A 2,361-nucleotide genomic window follows, 5' to 3' on the forward strand; every position below is an offset into this window, starting at 1 on the left:
CAGGTAGTACGACAAGGCGTAGCCACGCTGTATCAAACTAAAGTGAAACGACTATAACCGGCCATACCCCTTGAAATCCCGCCCCTACGGCCTTATCATCGGCAAATCATCTTTTTTATCGGGCACACGCCATGCAAAACATTCACGATTACGTCCGTACCGCCGCAGCCGCTGCCAAGCAGGCTTTCTATGCCTTGAGCAGCGCCGCCACCGCGCAGAAAAACGCCGCCCTGCTGCGTATGGCCGAATTAATCAAGCAGCATCAGGCCGACATTCTCGCGGCCAACGCGCAAGATATGGCGCAAGCTGCGGCCAAAGGCTTGGATGCCGCCATGCTCGACCGCCTGAAGCTGACCGAACACACCGTCGAAGGCATGTGCGAAGGTTTGCGCCAAATCGCCGCCCTGCCCGATCCCGTCGGCGAAATGGACGAATTCCGCCTGCGCCCCAACGGCCTGCAAATCGGCAAAATGCGCGTACCGCTGGGCGTTATCGGCATCATCTACGAATCGCGCCCGAATGTGACGGTTGACGCGGCCGCCCTGTGCCTGAAATCCGGCAACGCCTGCGTTTTGCGCGGCGGCAGCGAAGCGTTTCACAGCAATATGGCCATCGCCAAACTCATCACCCAGGCGCTGGTCGAAAACAATCTCCCCGCCGATGCCGTGCGCCTGATTGAAAACACCGACCGCGAAAGCGTCGGCGCCATGTTGCAAAGCCCCGATTTAATCGACGTGATTATCCCGCGCGGCGGCAAATCGCTGGTCGCCCGCATCAGCGCCGAAGCCCGCGTGCCCGTCATCAAACACCTTGACGGCATCTGCCACATCTACATCGACCAAGCCGCCGATACCGAAAAAGCCGTCAACACTGCCTACAACGCCAAAACCTCGCGCGACGGCACCTGCAACACCATCGAAACCCTGCTGGTGCACGCCGCGCGCGCACAGGAAATCTTGCCGCTGCTGGCCGAACAATACGCCCGCGCGCCCAAGCCCGTCGAACTGCGCGGCTGCTCGCGTACTTTGGCCATCCTGCCCGATATTCAGACGGCCACGGAAGAAGACTGGCGCACCGAATACCTCGGCCCGATACTCGCCGTCAAAATCGTGGACAGCCTGGCCGAAGCCGTTACCCACATCAACACCTACGGCAGCCACCACACCGACGCCATCATCACCGAATCCTATACCGACGCACAAATCTTCCTGCGCGCGGTGGACAGCGCCAGCGTGATGGTCAACGCCTCCACCCGCTTTGCCGACGGCTTCGAATACGGCCTGGGCGCGGAAATCGGCATCTCTACCGACAAAATCCACGTGCGCGGCCCCGTCGGCCTGCACGGTCTGACCTCGCAGAAATGGGTGGTATTGGGCAACGGCCAAATCCGTTAAGCCTGTTTCCCGACAAAAAAAGCCGTCTGAAAAACCTGCTTTTTTCAGACGGCTTTTTTTGTCCGCCGCTTTTTATCCGCATGCATCTAGTCGTTGAACACAACTGTAGGACGGGCATCCCTGCCCGTCGCTCATTTATAGAATGAGATAAGCCTTTTATATGAGCCATTTTCTTTGCCTTGCAGCAAAGCGACGGGCACGGATGCCCGTCCTACGCCATTGAAATTTCTTGCCACACCTAGCAACGCACGTTATATATAGCCGCTACAGTGCGGTTTGCAGCCTTAGCTCAATCTAACAAAGCAACAATAAAACACACAAAAAATCATTTAAATTCAAATAATCGCCGTAACAAACCGCTACTTTTGCCCCCAATATCCGCAATACCGCCCGAAAAACGTGTATCATTCTCCATACCGAAAGAAAACAAAACAAAGGAGAACACATGACACATACATTCGCCACCGCCGACATTATCGACAATTATCCCGATACCCCTTCTTGCGAAATCCAATTCCGCAGCTTCGGCCGCAAAAAATTCCACGGCAAAATCCGCACCGTGCGCTGCTACCGCGACAACGGCCTGATCCGCCAAGTATTCAAAACCCCGTCCCAAGGCGAAGTCCTGGTTGTGGACGGCGGCGGCTCGCTGCACAGCGCCCTGATGGGCGACATCATCGCCGGCTACGGCTCGGAAAACGGCTGGGCAGGCATCATCATCCACGGCGTCGTGCGCGACAGCGCCGCGCTGGAAGCCATGCCCCACTTCGGCACCAAAGCCCTCGGCACCAACCCGCGCGTCAGCACCAAAACCTGCGAAGGCGAAACCGATGTGACCGTCAGCTTCGGCGGCGTGGATTTCGTGCCCGGCCATTATCTGTATAGCGATGAAGACGGCATTCTCGTGACCGAGCAGCCGCTGAATCTGGAAGAAATCAAACCCGCCAGCCAATATTGACGGGAAACC

At 57.2% G+C, this 2,361-nt stretch carries 2 protein-coding genes; both read left to right on the plus strand.

Translation table 11 applies throughout. The features are described 5' to 3' along the window. The first annotated feature begins 131 nt into the window (after window positions 1–131). Complete coding sequence (locus BDE01S_RS10075) at window positions 132–1,394, plus strand: glutamate-5-semialdehyde dehydrogenase (protein ID WP_066081096.1); 1,263 nt, start codon at window positions 132–134, stop codon at window positions 1,392–1,394. A 445-nt stretch (window positions 1,395–1,839) separates the two neighbouring features. Further along, window positions 1,840–2,352: a ribonuclease E activity regulator RraA gene (gene rraA, locus BDE01S_RS10080; protein ID WP_066081099.1), complete on the plus strand. Its 513-nt coding sequence runs from the start codon at window positions 1,840–1,842 to the stop codon at window positions 2,350–2,352. Window positions 2,353–2,361 lie beyond the last annotated feature (9 nt).

The organism is Bergeriella denitrificans NBRC 102155 (assembly GCF_001592185.1).
Classification (GTDB): domain Bacteria; phylum Pseudomonadota; class Gammaproteobacteria; order Burkholderiales; family Neisseriaceae; genus Neisseria; species Neisseria denitrificans.